Here is a 25,968-nt window from a genome sequence, read left to right as displayed (position 1 = left end):
GGTTGGTTGGTTATTAAAACTGATCAATGGATTGATACATAGAAAGGGATAAAGTGCTGTACGGTGAGAGGTCTGAACTTTAATCCCTTTTCTTTTTACTTGATAATAATCTTATCGTCTTTTTTCTCATAGGCATTAATAAAATTAATATTCTTAATTGTCGTTAATATGTCTTCTAGTTTTTGATTTTTATTCAAAACACCGTTAAATTTCACATTCCCAAGTGCCGGATCTGCAAACACAATATCTACATCGTACCATCGCGACAGTACTTTTGCAATCTCCTTAAGCGGCATTCCTTTAAAAACAAATAAACCTTTTCTCCAGGAAATTTCATTGTACACATCGACCTGAGCAATAGCAATATGATCGTTGTTGTTACTAATTGTTGATTGCTCGTTTGGCGTTAAAATTTCTTTATTGCTTGAATTACTTACGGCAACTTTACCTTTTACCAATGTGGTATAAATTGCTGCTTCGTCTTTGTAGGCTTTAATATTAAACTCGGTACCAATAACCTCAACATTTTGCATTTGGGTTTTTACTTTAAATTTGGAACCTTTATGTTTTGTACTTGGTGACACTTCAAAATAGGCTTCTCCATAAACCAGTTCTACTTGTCTGGTTTCTCCATCAACAAAAGCAACCGGATATCTTAATTGTGATTCTGAGTTTAACCAGACTTTTGTGCTGTCTGCCAGCTGTACAAAAAACTGTCCCCCTCTCGGAATCGTTAAAAAGTTATTTCTAATTCCCGCAGGTTTATTATCTTTTGAATTGTAAACCAATTTTTCTCCATTACTTGAAGCATTTCCTTTATTGTAAGCTTTACCTTTTTCTAATGTAATTACAGAACCGTCTTCTAATGTCAAAGTTGCTTTATCACTTCCTATCAAAATTTCTTTGTGAGCCACAACAGGGGTTTCAATTTTGAGTGGATTGGTTTTATTAACAATTATCGAAATCGAAATCAGCAATAACAATGACGCTGCCATAGCAATAAACTTAAATCGAGTTGTAGTATAAAATGGTTTAAGCGGAATTGTTTTTGTTTCGTTCGACTGAATTGTTTCTTGAAGACGCATTCTCATTTTATGTTCCAGTTCATCTTTAGCCCCCAAAGAATCATCCCATTCTTTTGAAGTCTGGAAACTTTCGTAAAAATGCAGTAATTGTTTATTCTCCTCCCGATTAGTATCACCAGAAAGATATCTGTTTAATAACGTTAAGAATTCTTCTTTTTTCATTTTTTTTACTATTAATGCGGGAGTATATTAAGTAAGTATCTAAAAAGATATTTACCCCCTAGTCCAAATTGTATTTTTTTTTATTTTTTTTATCTTTTTAAGAAAAGTCCCGTAAGAAATAAGAAAATTCAACGGTTTAGACTTATAATTGGTAATCATTTCAGCTTTCTTCTAAAGATTTTTAGAAAGCCACAAAATCATTGTCACACTCAGAGCGCTGCCCATTGACAAACGAATGGTATGAAGTGCTTTTGTAATGTGATTTTCGACAGTTTTTGTAGAAATATTCAGGCGCTCAGCAATTTCTTTATGACTTAGCTGTTCTTCCCTGCTTAATTTATAAACCAATTGGCATTTTTCAGGAAGATTCTCAACTATAGAATTAATGTGGTACACCAATTCGTCGTGCATCAATTGGGTCTCGGGCGTGGTATATTGAAAACGTTTTTCTAAATCATCAAAAAGTTCGACATGAATTTTGTCTTTATTCTTTCTTATATGATTAAAAACCTGATATCGGGCACAGGCATACATATATCCTTTTAACGAAATATGAATTTCAAGTTTCTCGCGATTGTGCCAGATATTCATAAATATATCCTGAATAATATCCTCACACAATTCCCTATCCTTTAACACATTATAAGAAGACATAAACAAAGACTGCCAAAATTTATTGTACAGTTCAGTCAACGCAGTTTCATCCCCATTACGTAAGCGGTCTATTAAAATGACATCTTGATTTAGGTCTGGTTTTGACAATTGTTTATTAGTTTGAATAGGTAAGTTTCAGCAAACATAATAAAATATTTGAATATTTTTAATTTGTTATGAACCAAGAGCTTTTGTTGTATTTTTAACATTTATTTTTGATTTTAACCAATTTTACATCTCTTCTAAAATAACTTAAAAATGCATGCCTCAAAATATAAATTTGTCAATGCTTTTGAAGTAAAAAAAAGAATCTCTTAAAAATTTTAGCAAAACATTAACAGATTTACCCTTAAAATAAAAATGTTAAATCCATTTTTCATGCAGCTAATTTCTTTAAAACTATAAAAACAAATTTGTTATCATTCTATTTTGTTTACAAAGCAAGACACTACAAAATACAGGATTAAAAAATAAATAGTACCTTATCCTACTTTTTCAAAACTGTATCTTCCTGCTATGACAACAGATATTTTAGAATTACACGATTGTATTGTTTTAATCGAGCACTCGAATACCACAAAAACAATAATTCAAAAATGCGAAATTGACGGCGATGCTCTAGGTTTTGCCTTTTATGGCTCCGGCAATGTTGAGTTGGAAATTAAACACAATAATCAGACAAAATATTTGGTAAACACAACAGGTTTAGCAATTTGCTTTTTTGGAAATCAAAAAGTAGAATTCTCTCATAAAATAGAGCCTGATAAACCACTGCAGTCTATTAGTATTTTTACAAAACTCAAAAATTTAAATTCTCTTTCGCAAGCCGAAAAAGAAATTTTTGAAAATCATCTGCCGCAGTTATTAAACCCTAAAGAACATTTTGTAAAAGGCCCGTCGTTTTATATGACGCTCGAAATGCAATTGGCAGTTCAAAAAATATTTAATACTTCTTATACAGGAAATACACGTTTATTATTTTTAAAAAGTCAGGTAAATGAACTTTTAGCCCACTTCTATGCGCTTTTAGCTTCTGAAAAAAAATCGGAGTTGTCTGAAGTGGATAAAAACAAACTCTTTCAGGCAAAAGAAATCGTCACGACTCAGTATTCAACACCGCCATCGATAACTCAATTATCACAAATGGTGGGACTCAATAGTAACAAATTGAAAAAGAATTTTAAAGAGCTTTTCGGCGTTCCCGTTTTTAAATATGTTCAGGAAGAACGATTAAATAAAGCGTATGAATTACTCCGAGAAAGCGAAAAAACAGTTCAAGAATCAGCATGGGAAGTAGGTTATGAAAGTTTAAGTTCGTTTTCGAATGCCTTTCAGAAAAAATTCGGAATGCGCCCAAATGATGTAAAACACCAATTCTTTTCAAACAAATCATAATTCTTTTACAACAAATGATTCATTCTTAATCTAAGCAACTTTGTATCAGTATTCATTTAAAAAGATATTGATATGAAAAAGAAAATTTTAGTTCTGGGTTCCAATGGAAAAACAGGACGCAGAGTTGCCGCAAGATTAGAAAATAATCCTGAAGTCGAAATTCGTTTAGGTTCGCGAAACGAGAAAATTCCATTTGATTGGGAAAATCCTCAAACCTGGAAAAATGTCGTAAAAGATATTGACACCGTTTATATTACTTTTCAACCCGATTTAGCTGTGCCCTTTGCCGCAGAAGCGATCGAAAATTTTACCAAACTTGCCACAAAAAACGGTGTGCAAAAAATAGTTTTACTTTCTGGAAGAGGCGAAAAAGAAGCTCAAGTTTGCGAAGAAATCGTAAAGAAAAATGCCAAATATTGGACGATTATCCGTGCAAGCTGGTTTAATCAAAATTTTAGCGAAAGCTTTTTCTTAGATCCAATTCTTTATGGAATTGTTGCTTTACCAAGAGCCGAAGCACTTGAACCTTTTACAGATGCCGATGATATTGCCGATGTTGTTACAACTGCGCTTTTGAATGACAGCCATAACGGAAAAACTTATGAACTAACGGGTCCAAGATTACTGACTTTTAAACAGGCCGTAAATGAAATTGCGGAAGCCAGCGGTAGAAACATAACTTTTCAAAGTTTATCGCTGGAAGAATATACTCAGATGTTGCGCGAATATCAGGTTCCTGAAGATCATATCTGGCTCGTAAACTATCTCTTTGAGCAGGTTTTAGACGGAAGAAATTCTAATATCACTCAAGATATTGAAAATATACTTGGACGAAAAGCAAAAGACTTCAGCGCTTATGCAAAAGAAACTGCCAAGACTGGAATCTGGAATCCAAAAAATTAAAATCATGCGATTTTTTAGAGCCGTTTTTTCGGGAATTTTAGTTTGGATCGCAGTAAGTCTTTCCTTTTATGCATTAGAAAAAGTTTATTTTCTAGAACAGTCATTTTTATGGCAGTCGATGCTTATCATAATTTTTATTATATTTTTTGCCATTGGAGCTGCAAAGTTTTATTATCTGAAAGAATATAAAATGAGTGGTTTACAATTAGGAATTATAATGTCTGTTACAGCATTAATTCTAGATGTTTTTATAACAGTGCCATACGTTGAAATTCCAAACGGCAGGAGTTACGAAACCTTTTTTACAAGTCCGGTTTTGTGGATCTTAGCTTTTACAAATGCTTCTACAGTTTATATTTGGAAAAAAAGACAAGACATAAAAAAAACTCCTGTTTAGTGGTAGACAGGAGTTTTCAGAATTAAATATAAATAGTAGTTTGTGGAAATATTAACCTCTAGTAAGCCATCCTTTTTTACGAGCGGTAATTATTGAATATGGAGCGATCCAAAATAATCCGAAGGTATAAAAAACGCTGTATGAATAAGCCCAAAATGATTCTGCCAAAGAATATCTTTTTGCATAGAACAACATTGAAAAGCTTGACACAATCAATATTCCTAAAAGCGTTGCGCTGATAAACAATAAAGGATGTGTTGCTATAAAATAAAACATAAAAATCAAAAACGGATAGGTCATAATGATTCGCAATGATTGATCGGTACATAATAATCTGGCTCCAAATTTAGATTCTTTTCTAAAATCTTTAAAAACATATTTCAGCATCATAATATTTTCACGAACATTACTTCTGCCCCATCTTATAAACATTTTATACAATCCAGTATAATCTTCTGGAACATTTGTAAGTACAATAGCATTTCGTTGAAATAATACATGTTTTCCTTGTTTTAAAATCATGTTTGTCATAGCGCGGTCTTCTCCAATGTCCGACGGTTGTCCCATAAAAGTTTGCTCAATCCATTCTGGCAGACATTCAAAAACTGCCGTACTGCGATATGCAGCCAAAGCTCCCGGCGTACAAAGAACAGAACCCAGCATACTTTCGGCAGAACGCATAAACTCAAAGCTCATTACAAAACTCACATTCAGCATTTTTGGTAAAATTGCTTTTTTATTATTCAAAACCTGAACATTTCCAGCAACTGCACCACATTTTTCATTAGTAACAAACGGACTTACTAAATTTCTTAAAGTATCTTTTTTAACGATCGAATCACTGTCGACAGTTACAAAAATCTCCCCTGTTCCCAAATTAAAACCACGGTAAAGTGCGTGGCGTTTTCCTTGATTTTTAGGCTGTTGAAAAATGGCTACACGATCACCTAATTTTACTTTTGCTTGTTGAATCCAATACCAAGTACCATCTTTGCTTCCATCATCAATTGCCAGAAGCTGCAATTTATGCTCAGGAAAATCACTATTGGCTAAACTCATCAAAGTATCGTAAACCAATTTACCTTCGTTGTATGCAGGCACAATTACCGTACAAGTTGGCAATAACTCATCAGATACTGATTCTACTGGTTTGTATTTCAAGTATAGAAATAAATTATAAAGAAAAATACCGCCTTTAAAGACAAACAGAAATACGGTGATTCCTAAAAAAATAAGTCCGCCAGTCGAATTTATTCTTTCAAAATGAAGCTGGTCAAAATCAGGTTGAAACTGAAATACAAAAAATGCGCCCGTAAGCATTAATAAAAAAGTTCCTGCAAGTACCATCAATCCAAATAGACTTGTTGGTCGTTCTATATGTTTTTTTGTTTTAGTATTGTTGCTCTTAAAAATTGAAGTGCTTATTTGTGCGTCTTTGCTTATATCGCTGCCGGCATAAAATTGCTTTGAGATAATTGATTCACTTTCCATGTCTTATTTGTTGTATTAATTCTGTTTATTGGCTTTTATTAAAATGATATTGATTTTGTGCATTTACTTAAATAAGCGCTAAAATTTATTTTTTATAAAAGATTGACATGTACCCAATTTACAAGCTACGTGCCATAATAGCTTTTAGCTGAATTTTAGGATGTTACAAATTAAGCTACAAAAATGAAGTGTGTATTTTTTTTACACTTGTAAACAGTTTACACACTAATTGTGTGCTGAAGACGCTGAAAATAAAGGGATTTTTTCAATTACGAAGAAGTGTAATGTAATACTATAACGATCAATTTAAGATAAAATTGCCTTGAATATTTAGTAAAAAAATTAAGGCATCGTTATAAAAGTAAAAACGGAAATAACTTTTAAGATATTTCCGTTTTTATTCAAAATAAGAGATGTTATCTGGTATAAACCGTTATTTCACCAGTAGTTTTATCCTTCAATTTTAGTTCCTTATTAGTAAGGTTCATAATATCGCTGGTTGTACTTAAATTACCAATAGTAATTGTTAAATCATTATGAGATCGTACATAAGTTCCGCTGGTTTCTGTTAAGCTGCATTCAGTACCTTCATAATCACCTATAACTGCTGTATTACTTAATCTAAGTTCTAAATAATCTCTAGTACATCCTGCTGCATTTTCTGGAGCATCAATTAATACTTCCTCTCCACCTACAATTTTTCCTGTTTTGCTTAAGTTATATTTTCCTTGTATCGGAATTATTGTTTCTCCTTCATTATCATCACTGCTGCAAGAAACAGCGAACATTCCAAAACTTAAGGCTAGTACGAATATTATTTTTCTATTTTTCATGTCGGTTTTTCGTTAAAAGTTATAATGACTAAATTAAAAGTATATACCTACAAAAAGTTTCATGATTATAAGAATGATTTACATAAATCGCATTTGAAATCTGCATTTAAAAACTAAAAGTCAATGAACAAAACCCTATCTTATTTTATATTTAATTATTTGATAATAATCACTTTACAATAAATTCACATTAGTTTTATTAATTTGATTAAAACTAAATATCATGAAATTCTTTAATCTAAATTTTCTAGTTTCATTCAAAGAATGGCTTTTTTTAAGAGCGATGCAGTCCTCTTTCCTTCATTAATAAATAGACTTTAAATAAAGGAAAATCCGATTGAATGAATAAAGTTGAAAACTCATTTCTAAACAAAAACCAATTTGGTGAAGATTTCTTGTGGGGTGTTTCTACCGCCGCTTTCCAAATTGAAGGCGCACACGATGCTGACGGAAAAGGCTCTTCTATTTGGGACGTTTTTACTTCTCAAAAAGGAAAAATAAAAAACGATCATCATGCCATAACCGCTTGCGATTTCTATAATTCGTACCAAACAGATATTGATTTAATTCGCGAATTAAATATTCCTAATTTTAGGTTTTCTATTTCGTGGCCCAGAATCATGCCCACTGGTGTTCATCCTGTAAATCAAGCTGGAATCGATTATTACAATAAAATTATAGATTCGCTGCTTGCATCTGGAATCGAACCTTGGATTACGCTTTATCACTGGGATTTACCCCATGTTTTAGAAGTAAAGGGAGGCTGGACGAACCGAGAATCTGTTACTTGGTTTTCGGATTATGCGGCTGTTTGCGCTCATTATTTTGGAGATCGTGTAAAAAACTGGATGGTTATCAATGAACCCTCAGTGTTTACTGGAGCTGGATATTTTTTAGGTATTCACGCACCAGGAAAAAAAGGAATTTCCAATTACCTAAAAGCCATGCATCACGTAACACTGGCAACTGCAAAAGGTGCAAAAGTATTGCGAAATGCAATTCCTGACGCAAATATTGGAACTACTTTTTCCTGTACTCATATCGAACCTGCTACACAAAATGCTAAAGATATTGAAGCCGCGAAACGTGTAGATACTTTACTGAACAGAACTTTCATAGAGCCAATTTTAGGACTTGGTTATCCGCAGAAAGATCTTCCAGTGCTTAAAAAACTCAATAATTATATTCTGGAAGATGATTTAAACAATCTCGATTTTCATTTTGATTTTATTGGTCTTCAATGTTACACGCGCGAAGTTGTAAAATCGTCTTTATTGATTCCCTACATTGGTGCAGAATTGGTAAGCGCTGATAAACGAAATGTCATTTCAACCGAAATGGGTTGGGAAGTATATCCGCCTGCATTGTATCATGTCCTAAAAAAGTTTAATGAATACAAAGGCATCAAAAAAATAATTATTACCGAAAATGGCGCTGCTTTTGCCGATACGATCACTAACGGAAAAATTTTTGATATTAAACGAACGCATTATATTCAAGATCATTTAGAACAAATCTTAAAAGCAAAAGAAGAAGGCTTAAACGTCGAAGGCTACTTTGTCTGGAGTTTAACAGATAACTTCGAATGGGCTGAAGGTTACAATGCCCGCTTTGGATTAATTCATGTGGATTTTAATACTCAAAAACGAACCATTAAAAACTCAGGTTTATGGTTTAAAGATTTTTTGTCGTAAACCTCATGTTCGAAAATAGAAAAAGCCTTTCACAATTAAATTGCGAAAGGCTTTTTCTATTTTAAACAAATTCAACGATTGATCTAATCTAAAAATTGTATTGCCTTTTTAAGATTCCAACATGAAGCTTACCATTCGCTTTTAAATGCGATACTACTCTAATATATTGCTCTTCGGGATATTTTATATCATAACTAAAAGTTGTATCTTTTGCTTTAATCTGAAGCAGATGTTTCCCTTCTTCTGATATTGGCAGTTCTACCGTTTCATAACCCGGAATTCCGCTTGCCGCTTTTAAGTTAATTTCCTGAACTTTCTCTTTGTCCAGAAGTATTTCCAGCTTTACGTTATCAAGTTTACTATTCGTAGGTTGTTCGAACGAAACAACATATTTTTTACAGCCAAACATGCATAACACAATTAATACTAATAGAAGCTTTTTCATAAAAAGATGTTTTTAAATTAAGAGAGACTAGAAATTAAAATCTCTATTATTATTTTATAAATATAAATAATTTTATGACAATCGATCCGCTATAAAAACGAGTTTTACTTCTTTGAAAAAGAAAATTGCTAAAAGGGAAAAATCCAGAAAATTTATCGCTAAAAAAGCAAAAAAAATCACTTATTTTACTGGTTTTTATTAGGTTTACTGATTATTTTTTCTTATCTTTATAGTATAAATAACAGATCATATATGCCAAAAAACAAGCAATTTACACGCCTTATTTGCCCTTTAAAAAATTACATTTTTACGCATTTTACTCTTCAAAATGCTTTTCGATTTCCTTTAGAAAATATGCTGCCTAATCTTTCTTCTGCACAAAGTTCAAACTTGCAGAAAATAGCTGAGCGATTACTCCTTTTTCAACCTTAATTTTTTTTCTCGGATATATTTTCTGATTCATTTTTCTAGAAAATATAAACGTACAATTTAGAAAAGATTTCCCTTTTGGGAATGTTCTTTCGACGCCTCATTTTTATTATTCACCAAAATATTTTTTTATATGCCATTATTTTTGACTTCTACAAGTAAACTCTTATCCTCATTTTCAATTTTTGTTTCAACTCTCTATTATTTCTGCATTTTTTAATCGTTCGAAACCAACTTTTATCGGACTTTTTGCATCTATACTATTATAGATTTATTTGAACTTAAATACCATTTAATAATTTAAACTAGACTTTGTATACTTTTTTTCTGGGAATTCTCGGGAATCTCAGGAATACGCGGGAATTCTGGGAATCCCTTGCCAGTAAAGGCTTTAAAGCGCCTTTACTTTGCACCAAGAAATTAGTTCAAGTTTTGTCTGCAGACTAAAACAATATTAAAAACTAGTTCTAATTACAGCGTGAAAAACTGTAAGACCAAGTTTATTCGGGAAGTATAAACAACGTCTTACTGTTCTCCACACTTTACTTCCCAAAACCTATTTGGTATTGCCTTAAAAAATTCTGGATCAACTCCAGACGGCCCTACCTATGTCTAATTTCTAAAAATAAATCAAAATGAAAAAACTTATACTATTTATCGCTTTTGCGTTATTATTCACTATATTTTCTTGTACTCCAGACGAGTATGAAACGCAGCCAACTAAAAAAATAGAAAAAAAAGATGGCTTTGCTGCAGGACCTGGTGAAGATCTTCCTCCAGATGACGCTGATGGTCCTGGAGATGGGACAGGTAGTACAACACCGCCAAAACCATAATAAAAATATATTTTTAGTATCTAATAAATTACTATTTTCGGGGAAAGTAAACTTGTATGTTACGGTCCCCGTTTTTTTATTTTATAATACTCCTTTTTCTTTTTTCCTGTGAAGAAAAAAAGACCATTACCACCAATACCGACTCTACACGAAAAGAGGCACTTACTTTAAGAAATCAAGCAATTGAAAATTATAAGAAACAAAACTTCAATTCCGCTTTTTATGAGTTTAATACATCTAAACAACTTTATGAAAAATTAAAAGACAGTGCTAATATTGGGTATATACTTATTCAAATCGCTTTAATTCAACAAGTCAATGGAGATTATTATGGCAGTAAGGAAACTGTAACCGAAGCGTTGCCTTATGCTAAAAAAAATGCACAATATATAGCTGAGATAAATAATCTACTAGGTATTGCTGACAAAGAACTCTCTCTTTATAATGATGCCGTTTTTAACTATAAAGAAGCCGTTAATAGCGGAACAAGTCTTCTTGGAAAGCAAATGGCTTTAAATAATATTGCCGTTGTTTATATTCATCAAAAAAAATATGACAAAGCAATTGCTCTTCTAGAATCCCTTTTAAGAAAAAAAATATTAAATGAGAAAACCGAAGCTGCTAAGCTGTCTATAATTATTGACAATTTAGGCTATGCCTATTTTAAAAAAGGCATCGATGAAAAAGGATTCCAATTAATGAATGAAGGTCTTCAACTAAGAAACGAAGTTAATGATACCTACGGAAGCATTGAAAGTTATCTGCACCTTGCCGATTATTATTCTAAAAAGGATATTCAAAAATCAAATGAAAATGCTCAAGCTGCTTATAATACAGCCACAAAATTAAATAGTGTCGATGAAAGATTAGAAGCACTGCAAATTCTAATTTCTAATAATCACGGTGCCACAAACAGCAAATATGTACAAAAGTATTTTACATTAAACGACAGTATAATTAAAGTTCGAAATAATTTTAAAAACAAGTTTGCTAAAATTAAATACGATGCTAAAAAGGAAAAAGATGAAAATGCAACACTCCGTTTAGAAAAAGCAGAAAACCAATTAGCACTGCAAAAAGCCAACTATCTGAGAATTGGATTTGTAATTCTTTTTATTTTTCTAGTCCTATTAATAGCCATCTTAATACGCTATTATAAAAATAAAAATAAAGCGATAGAATTTAAGACTTCGTATAATACTGAAACTCGAATTGCTAAAAAAATCCACGATGAATTAGCAAACGATGTATTTCATGTGATTGCTTTTGCGGAGTCTCAACCTTTATCTGCCGAAAGTACCAAAGAAAACCTGCTTCAAAAATTAGATGATATTTACGGACGTGTGAGAGGAATTTCTAAAGAAAACAATCGAATTGATACTGGGACCAATTTTACCAACAGCATAAAAGAAATGCTTTCGATGTATAATACCAACGCAACAAATATCATTGCTACTAACTTAGAGAATATAAACTGGGAAAGTATTGATGATGTAAAAAAGATCGCTATCAGCCGAATTTTACAGGAATTAATGGTGAATATGAAAAAACACAGCAACGCAAGCTTGGTTGTAATAAAATTTGAAAATGATCCAAAATCAATTCTAATAAACTATACTGACAACGGTAAAGGCTGCGAGAAAACAAAGATTTCTAAAAATGGTCTCCAAAACGTAGAAAGCCGTATACTAGCCGTTAAAGGAACTATTAATTTTGAAACGGAGCCTGACAAAGGGTTTAAAGTCAAAATATCGATACCTAAATAAACTAAATAGTACTGTTTTATAAAAAGCCTTTCAGAATTTCTTCCGAAAGGCTTTTATCTTCAAAAAACAACTATTATAACCTTTTAAGCTTATAATGTTTCGTTTAAAACCGCAACTGCTTCTTTCCAGTTGTTCACTCTTAAGTGATGCGTTTGGTTTATATTGTGAAATGCCGTAAACATAATAGGTTTACCCATGCAGTAATCTAAATTTTTGCTATGATCATCAATCAAATAATCTGTATTGATGATTCGTTTGCTGCCGCACAAAACAATATTTTCCCATTTAATAAAAGGAAAATGTTCGCCAAGCCAAGCTACTTTTTCAGCAAGTGAAATTGGGAATTCGGTCGCAGCCGAAACTATAAAAATTTCAAAATTCTCTTGCAGCTTCTGCAAACTTTCAACAGCATCCGGCATAACAGGCAGGCTTCTAAAAAAGTTACCTTTATTTAAAATTCCGTGTAAAAGCTCTCTTCCTTTAAAAGCTTCTTCTTCACTTAATCCCTGAATTCCTTCTTTCGAAAGGTTCATTCCGTATTCTTTATTAAATTGTTCAATCATTTGTGATTCTATATCGGCAAGTACGCCATCCATGTCAACGGCAATAGTTTTCTTTTTCATAGTTTTAATTTTGCGGTAAAATTATGCAAAAATTGCAAAACTTTGCAATTTTTAACTTATTTTTGCAATATAAATTTGCAATAGATGAAAAAAGAAGAACGTCAAAAAGTAATTTTAGAATACTTATCAAAAGAGCATCGCGTTACTTTACAGGGACTTAGCGAGTATTTAAATGTCTCAGAAGATACAATTAGACGAGACGTAAAAGAACTTTCGGATCAAGGTTTATTAAAAGCAGTTCGAGGTGGTGCAGTTGCGCCGTCACCAATTCCGCTTCACTTTAGAAATAGAGAAAAACACGATCTTGAGAATAAAAAGATTATTGCAGAAAAAGCCCTTCCTTTATTAAAAGACGGACAGGTTGTATTTATAGACGGAGGAACAACTTCGCTCGCTTTAGTGGCTAGCTTTCCTTATGATTTAAAGTTAACGGTTATAACAAATAGTTTTCCTGTTGCGGCTTTGATTGAAGATTTGCCCAACATTGATTTGATTTTTGCAGGAGGAAAAATGTGCAAAACTTCTTTCGCAACTTCGAGTATTGAAACTATTGATTTCTTTAGGAATTTTAGAGCAGACATCTTCATTTTAGGAATCTGCAGCATTCATCATGAACGGGGCATTACGGGAATTTTATACGATGATTCTATGCTGAAAAAAAATATGATTCAGAACTCCAACTTTGTTATCGCCTTAAGTTCTATTGAAAAAGTAGGAACTGCAGAATCGTATTTTGTGTGTCCAATTAAAGATATTAATGTTTTAGTAACCAATGTTTCACCAGAAGAAGAATCTTTGAAAGCATACAAAAATGCAGGAATTACAATTGTTTAAAACAAAAAAGCCTTTCAGGATTTCACTCCAGAAAGGCTTTTTCTCTACAAATTAACAGGCAATATTATTTCCATCCGCCGCCCAAATCTCTGTAAACATGGACTGCAGCATTTAATTGTTCTTTTTTAGTATCCACCAATTCTAGTTTAGCTTCTAGTGCATCACGCTGCGTCATCAAAACTTCGAAATAATCTACTCTTGCTGACTTAAACAAATCGTTTGAAACATCTATTGAAGTATTTAAAGCATCTACTTGTTTTGATTTAAGATCATAACCTTTTTGAAGATTCTGAATTTTAGACAATTGATTTGAAACTTCTAAATAGGCATTTAAAACTGTTCTATCATAATTGTATAGCGCTTGAAGCTGTCTTGCATTTGCACTCGCAAATTCGGCTTTAATTGCATTTCTGTTAATCAAAGGCGCAACAAGATCACCAGCCAATGAATACAAAAGTGATTCTGGCATGGTAAACAAATAAGAAGGTTTAAATGCATTTACTCCAATTGCCGCAGTAATATCTAAAGAAGGATAAAACTCAGCACGAGCTACTTTTACATCTAATTTTGCAGCTACTAATTCTAATTCTGCTTGCTTCACATCTGGACGATTCGCTAACAATTGCGATGGAATTCCAGAACTTACAGCAGCCGGCAATAAACTTAAGAAATTAGTATTGCTTGTTCTTTTAATTTCTTGTGGATATCTACCCAGCAAAAAGTTGATTTTGTTTTCAGATTCTTTTATTTGCTGTAAAATATCAAACTCCATACTTTGCGAAGTTAAAACCTCAGCTTCAAATTTCTTAACTCCTAACTCAGTTGCTCTTGCCGCCTGCTTTTGAATCTTTACAATTTCTAAAGCATTTGTCTGCAATTTGATCGTTTGTTTTACAATATCCAACTGATTGTCTAAGGCCATTAATTCATAATAAGAATCGGCAACTTCAGCGATGAGGTTTGTAATTACAAAGTTTTTACCTTCAACAGTAGCTAAATATCTGTTTAAAGCTGCTTTTTTAGAATTACGCAGTTTTTTCCAAATATCTACTTCCCAGTTGGCATACGCCGAAATGGTAAAATCGCCAAGCGGATCCGGCGTTTCTTTTCCAGGTTTAATTTCTGTAGAAGCATCACCTGCACCTTGACTGGTATATCTACCCACTTTTTCTACTCCAGCTCCGGCGCGAACCCCAACTGTTGGTAATAAAAGTCCTTTCTTTACTCGAATATCGTTCTTTGCGATTTCGATTTCCTGTAAAGTTATATTTAACTCTTGATTGTTCTTCAGTGCAATATCAATTAAATCTACAAGATTCTGATCTTTAAAGTAATCTTTCCAAGCTAAAGCTGCTGTATTATTATTTGCATCCTGAGTTGGAGCTGTTGTTCCAAATGATTCAGGAACTGGCGTGCTTGTAGTTATTGCTGCCTCAGGCGCAGGGGCTTTACACCCTGCAACCGTAAGACAAATACCTAATGCAATACCATATTGATATGATTTGAATTTATACATGATTGTTGTCAATTTCTTCTGTTAATGGATTTTCTTCTTCATGTTTTACCAATTTGTGTTTCTCGGCAATTTTGGCAAAAATGAAATACAAGCCCGGAATTACAAATACACCGCAAATGGTTCCTATAAGCATACCTCCAGCGGCAGCAGTACCAATTGTTCTGTTACCAATTCTACCCGGACCTGTTGCAAATGTAAGCGGCAATAATCCCGCAATAAAAGCAAATGAGGTCATCAAAATTGGACGGAACCTTGCTTTTGCACCTTCCATTGCAGCATCTAAAACTGATTTGCCTGCTGCATGCCTTTGTATAGCAAACTCTACAATTAATACGGCATTTTTACCTAATAAACCGATAAGCATTACCATGGCAACTTGCGCATAAATGTTATTCTCTAATCCTGTTAGTTTTAATAAAAGGAATGCTCCAAAAATACCTGCAGGCAATGAGAAAATCACTGATAATGGCAGAATAAAACTTTCATATTGAGCTGCTAAAACTAAATAAACGAATCCTAAACAAATTAAGAATACCCAAATAGCTTGATTTCCTTGAGCAACCTCATCGGCAGAGATACCTGCCCAGTCAATATCATATCCTCTTGGCAGTTTTTCGGCAGCCACTTTTTGAATTACTTTAATCGCTGTACCAGAACTATAACCTGCAGCCGGAGAACCACTAATCTGAGTTGAGGTATACATATTATGACGTGTAATTTCCGAAAGCCCGTACACTTTTTCTAATTTCATAAAAGCAGAAAAAGGCACCATTTCATCACGATTATTTTTCACGTACAATTTTAAGATATCATCTGGCTGTGCACGATATTCTGGTGAAGCCTGAACAATAACTTTATAGTTAATACCAAATTTGATAAAACTGATTTCGTAATTACTTCCCACAAGTGTTGACAAGGTATTCATAGCGTTTTCGATAGAAACACCTTTTTGCTGTGCCAAGTCATTGTCAACTTTCATCATGTATTGAGGGAAACTAGAACTGTAAAAACTAAACACGTTAGATAATTCTGGCTGCTTATTCAATTCAGCAACAAAATCGTTGTTTACCTGTTCCATCTTTTTGTAATCTACAGAACCGGTTTTATCTAACAATCGAAGCTCAAATCCTCCGGCAGCACCATATCCTGGTACAGCAGGCGGTTGGAAAAATTCGATATTAGCTCCCGCAATATCTTTACATTTTTCCTCCATGTCATGCATAATCTCAACAACAGATTCTTTTCTGTCACTCCAGTCTTTCAAATTAACCAAACACGTTCCTGAGTTAGCTCCTGTACCTTCAGACAAAATCTCATAACCTGCTAATGAGGAAACTGATTTTACACCGTCGATATCTTCGGCAATTTTTTGAACTCTCTCTGCAATATTATTAGTTCTTTCTAAAGAAGAACCAGGCGGTGTCTGAATTACGGCATAAAACATTCCCTGATCTTCATTAGGAATAAATCCTGAAGGAACAGTACTGCTTATAATCCATGTTCCTGCACAGAAAACAAGAAGTGCAACTATAGTAACCACTCTTCTGTTGACAATTTTACCTAACAGATTTTGATATTTGCCTTGTGCTAAATTGAATTTTTCGTTGAAAGCATCTATAAATCTATTTGCTGGTGTTTTCTTTTTAGGCTGTCCGTGATTATTTTTTAACATCATTGCACAAAGCGCTGGCGTCAATGTCAAAGCCACAATACCCGAAAGGATAATCGCAGTTGCCATAGTCACAGAGAATTGTCTGTAAAATATTCCAACAGGACCAGACATAAATGCAACTGGAATAAATACCGCAGCCATAAGGAACGTAATAGCGATAATTGCTCCTGCAATCTCGTGCATTGCTTTTTTAGTCGCTTTAAATGCCGAAAGATGTTCCTCTTCCATCTTGGCGTGAACGGCCTCAATAACTACAATCGCATCATCGACGACGACTCCAATTGCTAATACTAAGGCAAATAATGTGATTAAGTTCAATGAAATATCAAAGAATGTCATGAACACAAAAGTTCCAATTAACGATACAGGTACCGCAATTGCCGGAATAACTGTTGAACGCCAGTCTCCTAAGAAAAGGAAAACGACTAAACCTACTAGAATAAATGCTTCAACCAAAGTATGAATTACTTTTTCAATAGAGGCATCTAAGAATTTAGAAACGTCATACGAAATTTCATAATCCATTCCTTTTGGAAATCTTGTTTTAATTTTTTCCAGCTTAGCTTTAACTTCTTCAATAACTTGATTGGCGTTACTTCCAAAAGATTGTTTTAATACAATAGCAGCAGATGGTTTTCCGTTCAAGTTCGAATAAATATCGTACATCGAACTTCCAAATTCGACTTTGGCAACATCTTTTAATCTTAAAAGCTCTCCATTTGGATTTGCTTTTACTACAATGTTCTCATATTGTTCTTTAGTTGTAAAACGCCCAGAATATTTCAATACGTACTCAAATGCCTGTGAACGTTTACCAGAACTTTCTCCCGTTTTTCCAGGAGAAGCCTCCAAACTCTGACTTGATAAGGCTTCCATTATCTCATCTGCAGAAATTTTATAGGCTAACATACGATCTGGTTTCAACCAGATACGCATTGCATATTCACGTGTTCCTAAGATATCTCCAGCACCAATACCATTAACCCTTTTCAATTCAGAAAGTACGTTGATATCGGCATAGTTGTACAAGAACTTCATGTCGGTATTTTTATCTGTACTGTAAAGATTCACGTACATCAACATACTTGGTACTTCGCGGGTAATTTTAATACCTTCTCTAATTACTAAAGGAGGTAGTTTATTGGTAACTGAAGCCACACGGTTTTGAACGTTAATCGCCGCCTGATTTGGGTCTGTACCTAAATTAAATACTACCTTAATCGTAGCTTCACCATCATTTCCGGCATCTGAAGCCATATATTTCATTCCTGGAACTCCATTTAGAGCTCTTTCCAGTGGAATAACAACCGCTTTGATCATTAATTCACCATTAGATCCAGGATAATCTGCAGTGACATTCACCATTGGAGGTGAAATTGTAGGGAACTGAGTAATTGGTAAATTCAATACCGACAAAACCCCTAAAAAGACAATTATCAGCGATATTACTATCGACAGTACTGGTCTTTGAATAAACTTATTAAACATTGTATATCTTTTTTAATGATTAAACCTATTCTGCTTTTGTACGCAAATGATTTATTACTTCTTTAGGCGATTGGAGTTCATACTTGATTTTATCATTTTCTTTTACTTTTTGAACTCCTTCAAGCAAGATTTTATCATTTTCAGTTAGACCAGTTCTTACTACATACAAATCAGGAACTTCACCTGTAATAGTAATCTCTCTTGATGTCACTTTGTTATTCTTATCTACAACAAAGACATATTTTTTATCCTGAATTTCGTAAGTAGCTTTTTGAGGAATTACAATGGCATTTTTAAGAGGCAGGAACATTTGAACTTGACCTGTTTCACCATTTCTAAGTAATTTTTCGGAATTTGGGAATCTTGCTCTAAAAGCGATATTTCCAGTTTCATTGTTAAATTCACTTTCAATTACCTCAACATTTCCTTTATATTTAAATGTTTCACCATTTGCCAAAACTAAATTTACTTTATTATCAGCACGGTCTTTAACGTTAGTCTGATATTGAAGATATTCTGGTTCCGTAACATTGAAATAAGCAAACATTTGACTGTTGTCTGAAAGGCTTGTCAATAATTCGCCTTCGTCAATAAGACTTCCTAATTTTAAAGGAATTCTATCGATAGTTCCGTCAAATGGAGCTCTGATTTCTGTAAATGATAAATGAAGTTTTGCCAGTGAAACTTCGGCTTTTGCTGATTGCAGTTTAGCCTGTGCAACACTTAACTCGTTTTTAGAAACGATATTTTTATCTGCTAAAAGTTTAGCATTCTGTAATTCAATTTCAGTTGATTTTTGTTCTGCCTGCGCTTTAAGCAACTCTGCCTGATACATATTTGGCATAATTCTAAACAACAATTGCCCTTTTTTTACAAATTGCCCTTCATCAACATAAATGTTTTGTAAAAACCCTTTTTCCTGGGCTCGGATTTCGATATTTCGAACAGATTTAATCTGCGAAACATATTCTTTAGTAAATGAAGTGTCGATTCTAACGGGATTTGTAACCGTGAATTTTTCTGCTTCTTCTTTCTCTTCTTTTTTAGATGTACAGCTAGTTAAGCACACTAAGGCCATAAAGCCTGTGAACAAGATAATTCTTTTCATGATTTAGTTTGGAAATTAAGCGATTGAATGCTTGGAATAAAAATTCCTTTTGGATGATTAAATGCATCAGCCAGCCTAAGTCAGAGCTTAACTTTCATATAAGAAGAAGTAAAAAATAAATATACATCAACGAGATATGCAGATCACGACTAGGTAACCGATGTATACTTTAAAATCAAATTCTTAATACTCGTTGAGTAATATAGATAGGATTTGAATGCCCAAAGAGAGGCGTAGAAATTTTTAAACGATTGGAATCATTCGCAGCAGACTGATCTGAAAGTGCCAGATACAAAGTGTCTACCAAACTGTACGAAACAGCAAAAAACTTGTTCGTAAGTAAATTGGTATCATCATTTCCCAGAAGATCTTCTTCAAGATCAATATCTGCATCTTCAATAATTGAAGTTCCACGATCTTGACTTGTAAATTTAACTCTGTGTTTCTGTTGAAGATGATGATGAGAAAAAGTATTAGCATTAAGATATTGGCCTCCGCCCAGCAGAAGCAAATTCATGAATACTAGAAATACTATTAACTTTCTCATTTGGGTGCGAAAGTAATAAAAGTATTAAAACAAAAAAAGAATTTTTAACAAGGTTTAACAGTTATACAAGACGAAAACGTTTTCATTCTTTTAATATTCAAGAGTTTTATTAAAAAACTTACTTTTACTGATAGCTCGAATTTTAGTTACCTGCAAATCAAATACTTAAAAAACACATTAAAATGTAATTTCCATTATTGTAAATTTTTGTCCGGCTTTAGTAAAAGTTTTAAAAGTATCTTTCATTCCAAATTTCTCATAAAATGATTTTTTATTGCTTCTGGCATTGCACCAAACTTTCTTAATATTCTTTTCTTTTGCAAACTGCAGAATATATTTCAAAAGTTGAGAAGCAGTTCCTCTTCCTTGATATTCTTGCAAAGTCGCTAATTTTCGAAACTGCATTTCTTCTCCAGCTATAAAACAAGAAACTATAGAAACCAATTTATTATTTGTAAAAACTCCAAAATGAAATCCTGAATTATCTTCTTCAAGTTGTACAAATTCAAAGGGTTGATCTGGCCACATTACATTGTGTCTAATATCCCAAGTTTCTGAAGCTGTTATTTCTTTAATTTCCATTGCATATTATTTGAAAAACAAATTTAAATGAATTTTCAATTTTCTTTTCTTTTGATCTGCAATTAAAATGTATTGATTTAATTACCAACATGATTCATAAAAAAAAGAAAGAAAAAACTTCTAGTATAATTAATTAATCTCTACTTTTATAGTATCTAAAAACAAATAAAAACCAGTTATGAAAAAATTCATTTTAGCATTATTTGTATGCGTTAGTATGAACAGTTTTGCACAATTGATACAATTTGGACCTCAGGTTTCTTACAACATCACTTCTCCTATTTCAAGTGATTACAGCTCAAAAAGCTCAGGAACTGCAATGGGTGTTGCGGGATTTGCAAGAGTAAATTTACTGCTTTTTTATGGTCAGGGAGAAATAGGATACACACAATCTAAATTCAGCCTTTCACAAACCGGAGCCAGCAGTACTGACTATGAACTATCTGGAACGGATGCTACTCTTATTGCGGGTTTTAAAGTAGTTCCATTAGGAAAATTAGGAAATATTCGCATTTTTGCAGGTTACAACTGGAAAAATTATTCGAGCATTAAAACAAACAATAACCTCAATTTAATTGCAATCGAAAAAAATAACAGCAGTATTCTTGGCGGCGTTGGAGTTGATTTATGGAAACTTACTTTAGATTATCGCTATCTGGCAGGAATATCAGATCTTGACCCTTCTGGTGCAAGTTTAAAAACTGGTATTTCAAACTTCTCGCTCGGCTTTAAGTTTTTATAATAAAAAAAAGAGAATCTGCATTTAATAGATTCTCTTTTTTTATACTTTTTAAACTATTGATTTACATTACATTCTTGAAAAATATTTCTCTAAATTATCATCTGTAATTTTTTCAAAACCATTTTCATTCTGTCTTCCAATATTTACAACATGCAGTACTTTAGATTTTTCATCAACAGAACAGCTCCAGATTGTACCATCTGATAAAATAATTGCAGAGAACAAAGCATCTGATTTGTCTTTATTATAATAAACCAAATTCTCTTTTTTAAGAAGCTTTTTTACTTTTGATTTACGGTCTTGTTCAAAAAATAAAATTTCATTCTGATTTATTTCTACCAGCTCATCGACCGTTTTATTTTTAAAACTATTTTGAGCTTCAATAGTCCAACTTGGTTTATCACCTGTCATTACCCAAGTTCCGTATGCCTTTTCTAAAATATCACTTCTAAGAATTTCTTTTAAAGTATCAATTCTTTTTAAAGACTCTTGCCCTATTTCATTTTCAGGCTTAAGTTTTGAAGCTATCGAAAATTGATCTAATGCATTTGGGTAATCTGAATTTTTCAAATATGAAAGTGCCAGTTCGTACTTGTTTTTTTGAAATTTACATTTGGCATCATTTTGTGCTGCATTTTTCATCGAAATAAGCAGAACGACTAAGAGTAATAATTTTTTCATTAATTTGGGGAGGTAAGTTACTTTTTATTTTCTTGCAAACGTAACAATTAATTTAGTATCCGATTATGATTTCAATCAATTAATTACCTTTTTAACAATATAAAGGCTTACAATAAAACAAATTTTTCGTTATTGATATTTATAACTCCCAAAAAAATGAATTTGAAAATATTTTTTCAAAATTACCCAGAAAACGAACTTAGAATCTCCATTGCTTTTACAGTATCTTTTTTATCAATAAAAATATGATCATGATAATATGCTGCAACAACATTACAACTTATTTCATGTTCTGAAAGAGCATTAGAAAATGCTGCTGTCAATCCAATTGCTTCTAAAGAGGAATGAACAGAGAGCGTTATCCACGACATTACTACCGAATATTCTAAATTTAATTTTTCAGCATTTTCTTTTTTAAGAATCAGCGTAAAAGCCTCTTTCTCCTTAAAAAGCATTTCAATTTCATTTAGATTTATATTCTCAACTTTTTCAATTTTACAAAAAACATAATCACCAGAGTTATGTTCTGGCTTCATGTTTTTAAGCAGTTTCTGTAAATCTTTTTCTCCTGACATTTTAGTTTAGTTTTAAAGATTAATTATTTCAATAGTCGATCTATTTTTTCTTTTGTTTCTGGAAAATCTTTATCCAAAACGAGCACTTTTTTATAATTAGATATTGCATTTTCCTTCTCACCGTTTGCAGTATAAAAATCTCCAAGAGAATCATAAACATTTGGACTTTGCGAATAATTGGCAACATTAAGTTTAAATAAATATCCAGCTAATTCCATATCTTTTTTACCAAGCGACTGATACGCATAGGTATTAACCATGCTTTCTGGTACGCTTACTGTGTAACCTAAATGCTTTGAAACTTCGGTAAAATGTTTCTCAATTTTAGTAAAAACAGTTTTGTTGAAATTGATTTGCTCTGGTATAGAAAGTTTTAATTGATTAAATTTAAATATAAAACGAATAGCATCGTAAGTTGCAATTAAAGGCACTGAACCATGATTGTCGTCGTTATAATATTTGTAATCATAATTAAGATTGCCTTTTTTATTCTTATTTAAAAAATCATTAAAATCTAAAATCGATCTGATGTGCCTCGTAAAAACCGTAGTATCTCTTCTTACCTTTACGATATTCATGTTTTCATCCATTGTGTTAGCTGCTGCCATAAACAGAGAAATATTCGATAAATTCTTAGTTTCTAATTTTTTTGTTGTTACTGCCAAAAAATTTTGATGATCCCACCACATACTTGGATCAATAGCAACATATGAATTGAATAAACGAGTATGATTGGTTAAGATATTTAGAGCTGTTAATCCTCCAAACGAATGTCCTATTAAGATTTTATAAGGTGCGGTTGGATATTTATTATCTATGTATGGAATCAACTCTTTTTCTAGAAATACCGCAAAATTTTCTCCGCCACCAGATTGTTCGCTTAAATTTTTAGGTACAAACGGAAGATCTATATCTGAATGTGTTGGAGTTAAATCACGATTTCGATTTGTATTTGTAATTCCGACAACAATCATTTCCGGGCAATTTGTGTTGCCGTTAATCTCACTTAACTGCTCAATTATTCCAACTGTTGAGGTAAAATGCGCATCGCCGTCAAGCAGATAAACAACTGGATATTTTTGTTTTGCAAATCCTGTTCTTTGAGCACTTCTAGGCAGATGTATCCAAATTTTTCTATTCTCATTCAAAACTTTAGAAAAAACACTATCAATTGTTCCAATTTCAATTTTCGTTTTGCTTTGAGCAAAACCAAAATTGGTCAGCATAAAAAGCACAAATACCACGATTTCTTTTTTCCTTAAGATATTCTGTAAACTTATTTTCATAATTGATTTTGTTTATTTTGAATAATAAAAAATTCTGCATTAATCCTGATGATAGATTTAATTATTTCGTCTATTCGCTTCACTCGGATCTTAAATATTTTACTTAAACACATAGAAACATAGATTTTACGCCTAGAAAAGAATACAAAAAGAAACACATTTCTTTCACATAGACATACTCTGTGTATTTTAATTAAGTGAAACGCCTTTTTTATAAGTAAGAGCCTATTTTTCTATGTGTTAAAATTAATTACTCCCAACAGATTATTCTAAATTAATAAAAAAAAAGCCGTCTTAAATTTAGAAAGACGACTTGTTTTTATTTATTAATTAGCGGACCAGCTATTATTTATTGGCGTCGCATCCATAAAAATGCCACCGTCTAGAGTAACTTTTTTAATTTGCTTTTTAGTATTAATCGTTATCCTTGCTGTCTTTTGATTTTTCTCCCAAACCGCAGGAGTTTGATGAAACGTTTCTGCTGCGTTATCTTCATAAATCACATTTACATCAAACGGAATCGCAAAACCTCCTGAATTTGTTATAGTAACAACATTTTTTGAAACTTCTTTTATCGAAATATCAATATAATTGTTTGTAAAAAACCAGTTATTGAAAAACCAATTCAAATTTTTTCCTGAACCTGTATTCATCGAATAAAAATAGTCCCATGGAATTGGATGTTTCCCATTCCAAGTATCCATATAATGATGAAGCGACTTTTTAAATAAATCATCTCCAAGCAAATCCTTTAAAGCTAAATAAGATAGAGATGCTTTTCCGTACGAATTGTTTCCGTATCCTGCTCCAGAAACTTGTGTCGACATTGAAATTATTGGCTGATCTTCTTCTGTCGATAAATCGGTAATGTATTTTTTTACTCTAAACCCTTTATAAAATTTATCCGCCTCATCTTTTCCATGTTCAGCAATTTTAATCAAATATTCAAAAGTTGTAGCCCAGCCTTCGTCCATAAAAGCATAACGCGTTTCGTTGATTCCCATAAAAAACGGAAAATAAGTATGTGCTACTTCATGATCTTGAACCAATTGTGCTAATAGAGGATCTCCCATGTGCGAATCGTTACACATCATTGGGTACTCCATATCTGCAAAACCTTGAAAAGCTGTCATTTTTGAATATGGATATGGAATTCCCGGCCAATTATTTGAAAACCAATCTAAAGCAAACTGATTATTTTTAACCGAATTTACAAAATCAGTTCCTGTAATATTATAAGCAGCTTGAACACTTGCACGACGATTTGTTTTTTTATCAACCAAAACACTGCTGGCATCCCATAAATAGTGATCGCTTAAACCAAAACAAACATCAGTAATATTGTTTGCTTCAAATTTCCAGATGTTCCAATCGTTTTGTTTCGTTACGATTCCGCTTTTCATTTCCTGCTCATTTGCTATATGCAGAATTTCATCTGTCACATATGATTTTTTCAAGCGTGCAGCAAACTCAGGCTGTAAAACTTCATCGGGATTTAAAAAATCTCCAGTCGCATAAACCACATAATTTTTAGGCGCTTTTACCGAATAAGTATAATCATTAAAGTCATTGTAAAATTCCTGACGATCTGTATGAGGTATTCTGTCCCAGCCATTATAATCATCAAAAACCGAAACTCGAGGATAGCTGTAAGCTGCAAAAAAAGTAGTTTCGTCAATTTGCCCTTCTCTTCCGCTTTCTTTTGATAAAGGATAATTCCAATCGATATTAATGATAACTTTCGATTTTGGTGCGATTGCTTTTTTTAGTTTTACATTCCCCACAGTTCCCCAACTTCTAGCATCTTCTTTATAAACTTCATTATCCACTTTTAAAGAAGTAATCGTTAATCCGCTGCTTAAAAAGTCATCGCTTACATCACCTCCTCTTGGTGAAGTTGGTTTATGCAGATTATTTACAAATCGAATAACAAGATTATCTAATGATTTATCACTGTTATTCTCGTAAACAATAGTTTCTGTTCCGCTTACTACTTTTGTTTTAGCATCTACGGTAATATCCATTGTATATTTTCCGTGATTCTGCCAATAGTTTTTTCCAGGCTTTCCGTCCATAGAACGAGTTCCTTTTTCGTAAGCCTCTTTTATATTTCTAGGCATATAAAGTTCTTGTGCAAAGCCTGTTTGCGTCAAAAACAAAAAAGCAATAAATGCAAAATGCAATAATCTTTTATTCATAAACTGGTTTTTGATTTGATAATTTA

Annotated in this window: 23 protein-coding genes; 8 read left to right on the top strand and 15 right to left on the bottom strand. The window is 32.6% G+C overall.

The window, feature by feature from the left end:
* Positions 1-95: 95 nt before the first annotated feature.
* On the bottom strand, positions 96-1,247 hold the full coding sequence (locus tag ACHRVL_RS16640; RefSeq protein WP_395414575.1) for a FecR family protein: 1,152 nt from the start codon (positions 1,245-1,247) through the stop codon (positions 96-98).
* A 171-nt stretch (positions 1,248-1,418) separates the two neighbouring features.
* Complete coding sequence (locus tag ACHRVL_RS16635; RefSeq protein WP_395414572.1) at positions 1,419-2,009, bottom strand: RNA polymerase sigma-70 factor; 591 nt, start codon at positions 2,007-2,009, stop codon at positions 1,419-1,421.
* 408 nt (positions 2,010-2,417) lie between these two features.
* Here ACHRVL_RS16635 and ACHRVL_RS16630 point away from each other — a divergent pair, with 408 nt between their 5' ends.
* From ACHRVL_RS16630 to ACHRVL_RS16620, 3 genes are all read left to right on the top strand, one after another.
* Positions 2,418-3,296 carry a helix-turn-helix domain-containing protein gene (locus tag ACHRVL_RS16630; protein WP_395414569.1) on the top strand — a complete coding sequence of 293 codons (879 nt, stop codon included), beginning with the start codon at positions 2,418-2,420 and terminating at the stop codon, positions 3,294-3,296.
* Between the two features lie 72 nt (positions 3,297-3,368).
* The gene (locus ACHRVL_RS16625) at positions 3,369-4,199 is read left to right on the top strand and encodes an NmrA family transcriptional regulator (RefSeq protein WP_395414566.1); all 831 of its coding nucleotides are present in this window, start codon (positions 3,369-3,371) and stop codon (positions 4,197-4,199) included.
* A 4-nt stretch (positions 4,200-4,203) separates the two neighbouring features.
* On the top strand, positions 4,204-4,596 hold the full coding sequence (locus tag ACHRVL_RS16620) for a DUF5367 family protein (protein WP_395414563.1): 393 nt from the start codon (positions 4,204-4,206) through the stop codon (positions 4,594-4,596).
* Between the two features lie 51 nt (positions 4,597-4,647).
* Here the strand turns inward: ACHRVL_RS16620 and ACHRVL_RS16615 are convergent, their stop codons facing one another.
* Together ACHRVL_RS16615 and ACHRVL_RS16610 are read right to left on the bottom strand one after the other, a co-directional pair.
* Entirely contained in the window at positions 4,648-6,087 is a 1,440-nt protein-coding gene (locus tag ACHRVL_RS16615; protein WP_395414560.1) for a glycosyltransferase, read from the bottom strand.
* Positions 6,088-6,503: 416 nt separating this feature from the next.
* A complete protein-coding gene (locus ACHRVL_RS16610; protein WP_395414557.1) occupies positions 6,504-6,920 on the bottom strand; it encodes a lipocalin family protein in 417 nt (138 codons plus the stop codon).
* 341 nt (positions 6,921-7,261) lie between these two features.
* On the opposite strand from ACHRVL_RS16610, the gene ACHRVL_RS16605 reads away from it, so the two are divergent.
* Positions 7,262-8,614: a GH1 family beta-glucosidase gene (locus ACHRVL_RS16605; RefSeq protein WP_395414554.1), complete on the top strand. Its 1,353-nt coding sequence runs from the start codon at positions 7,262-7,264 to the stop codon at positions 8,612-8,614.
* Between the two features lie 88 nt (positions 8,615-8,702).
* On the opposite strand, the gene ACHRVL_RS16600 is transcribed toward ACHRVL_RS16605, so the two are convergent.
* Complete coding sequence (locus ACHRVL_RS16600; protein WP_395414551.1) at positions 8,703-9,059, bottom strand: hypothetical protein; 357 nt, start codon at positions 9,057-9,059, stop codon at positions 8,703-8,705.
* 1,064 nt (positions 9,060-10,123) lie between these two features.
* Here ACHRVL_RS16600 and ACHRVL_RS16595 point away from each other — a divergent pair.
* Positions 10,124-10,324: a hypothetical protein gene (locus ACHRVL_RS16595; RefSeq protein ID WP_395414548.1), complete on the top strand. Its 201-nt coding sequence runs from the start codon at positions 10,124-10,126 to the stop codon at positions 10,322-10,324.
* A 56-nt stretch (positions 10,325-10,380) separates the two neighbouring features.
* Positions 10,381-12,090: an ATP-binding protein gene (locus ACHRVL_RS16590; RefSeq protein WP_395414545.1), complete on the top strand. Its 1,710-nt coding sequence runs from the start codon at positions 10,381-10,383 to the stop codon at positions 12,088-12,090.
* Positions 12,091-12,179: 89 nt separating this feature from the next.
* Here the strand turns inward: ACHRVL_RS16590 and ACHRVL_RS16585 are convergent, their stop codons facing one another.
* Positions 12,180-12,713: a 5'(3')-deoxyribonucleotidase gene (locus tag ACHRVL_RS16585; protein ID WP_089053033.1), complete on the bottom strand. Its 534-nt coding sequence runs from the start codon at positions 12,711-12,713 to the stop codon at positions 12,180-12,182.
* Between the two features lie 84 nt (positions 12,714-12,797).
* On the opposite strand from ACHRVL_RS16585, the gene ACHRVL_RS16580 reads away from it, so the two are divergent.
* Positions 12,798-13,547, top strand: a complete 750-nt coding sequence (locus tag ACHRVL_RS16580) for a DeoR/GlpR family DNA-binding transcription regulator (protein WP_395414542.1) — start codon at positions 12,798-12,800, stop codon at positions 13,545-13,547.
* A 64-nt stretch (positions 13,548-13,611) separates the two neighbouring features.
* Here ACHRVL_RS16580 and ACHRVL_RS16575 read toward each other — a convergent pair whose 3' ends face one another.
* From ACHRVL_RS16575 to ACHRVL_RS16555, 5 genes are all read right to left on the bottom strand, one after another.
* Positions 13,612-15,063, bottom strand: coding sequence for a TolC family protein (locus ACHRVL_RS16575; protein WP_395414539.1), 1,452 nt, complete (start codon positions 15,061-15,063; stop codon positions 13,612-13,614).
* Complete coding sequence (locus ACHRVL_RS16570) at positions 15,056-18,223, bottom strand: efflux RND transporter permease subunit (protein ID WP_129022804.1); 3,168 nt, start codon at positions 18,221-18,223, stop codon at positions 15,056-15,058. The genes ACHRVL_RS16575 and ACHRVL_RS16570 overlap by 8 nt, the downstream gene beginning before the upstream one ends.
* A 25-nt stretch (positions 18,224-18,248) precedes the next feature.
* Complete coding sequence (locus tag ACHRVL_RS16565) at positions 18,249-19,331, bottom strand: efflux RND transporter periplasmic adaptor subunit (protein WP_129022805.1); 1,083 nt, start codon at positions 19,329-19,331, stop codon at positions 18,249-18,251.
* Between the two features lie 175 nt (positions 19,332-19,506).
* Positions 19,507-19,878, bottom strand: coding sequence for a hypothetical protein (locus ACHRVL_RS16560; protein WP_089053024.1), 372 nt, complete (start codon positions 19,876-19,878; stop codon positions 19,507-19,509).
* Between the two features lie 177 nt (positions 19,879-20,055).
* Positions 20,056-20,460 (bottom strand): GNAT family N-acetyltransferase, encoded by a 405-nt coding sequence (locus ACHRVL_RS16555; RefSeq protein ID WP_395414534.1) that lies wholly within the window; start codon positions 20,458-20,460, stop codon positions 20,056-20,058.
* A 178-nt stretch (positions 20,461-20,638) separates the two neighbouring features.
* On the opposite strand from ACHRVL_RS16555, the gene ACHRVL_RS16550 reads away from it, so the two are divergent.
* Positions 20,639-21,202 carry an outer membrane beta-barrel protein gene (locus tag ACHRVL_RS16550; RefSeq protein ID WP_395414531.1) on the top strand — a complete coding sequence of 188 codons (564 nt, stop codon included), beginning with the start codon at positions 20,639-20,641 and terminating at the stop codon, positions 21,200-21,202.
* Between the two features lie 66 nt (positions 21,203-21,268).
* Here the strand turns inward: ACHRVL_RS16550 and ACHRVL_RS16545 are convergent, their stop codons facing one another.
* The 4 genes from ACHRVL_RS16545 to ACHRVL_RS16530 form a co-directional block, all read right to left on the bottom strand.
* Entirely contained in the window at positions 21,269-21,883 is a 615-nt protein-coding gene (locus tag ACHRVL_RS16545; protein ID WP_395414528.1) for a hypothetical protein, read from the bottom strand.
* 182 nt (positions 21,884-22,065) lie between these two features.
* Complete coding sequence (locus tag ACHRVL_RS16540) at positions 22,066-22,458, bottom strand: ACT domain-containing protein (protein WP_395414525.1); 393 nt, start codon at positions 22,456-22,458, stop codon at positions 22,066-22,068.
* A 23-nt stretch (positions 22,459-22,481) separates the two neighbouring features.
* Complete coding sequence (locus ACHRVL_RS16535) at positions 22,482-23,744, bottom strand: alpha/beta hydrolase-fold protein (RefSeq protein WP_395414522.1); 1,263 nt, start codon at positions 23,742-23,744, stop codon at positions 22,482-22,484.
* Between the two features lie 326 nt (positions 23,745-24,070).
* Complete coding sequence (locus tag ACHRVL_RS16530) at positions 24,071-25,942, bottom strand: M1 family metallopeptidase (RefSeq protein WP_395414519.1); 1,872 nt, start codon at positions 25,940-25,942, stop codon at positions 24,071-24,073.
* Positions 25,943-25,968: the final 26 nt, after the last annotated feature.

Origin of the sequence: Flavobacterium sp. FlaQc-28 (genome assembly GCF_044007415.1) — a bacterium.
Classification (GTDB): Bacteria; Bacteroidota; Bacteroidia; order Flavobacteriales; family Flavobacteriaceae; genus Flavobacterium.
Note: the sequence above shows the minus strand (reverse complement) of the source record. Positions and strands in the feature narration are given on the sequence as shown.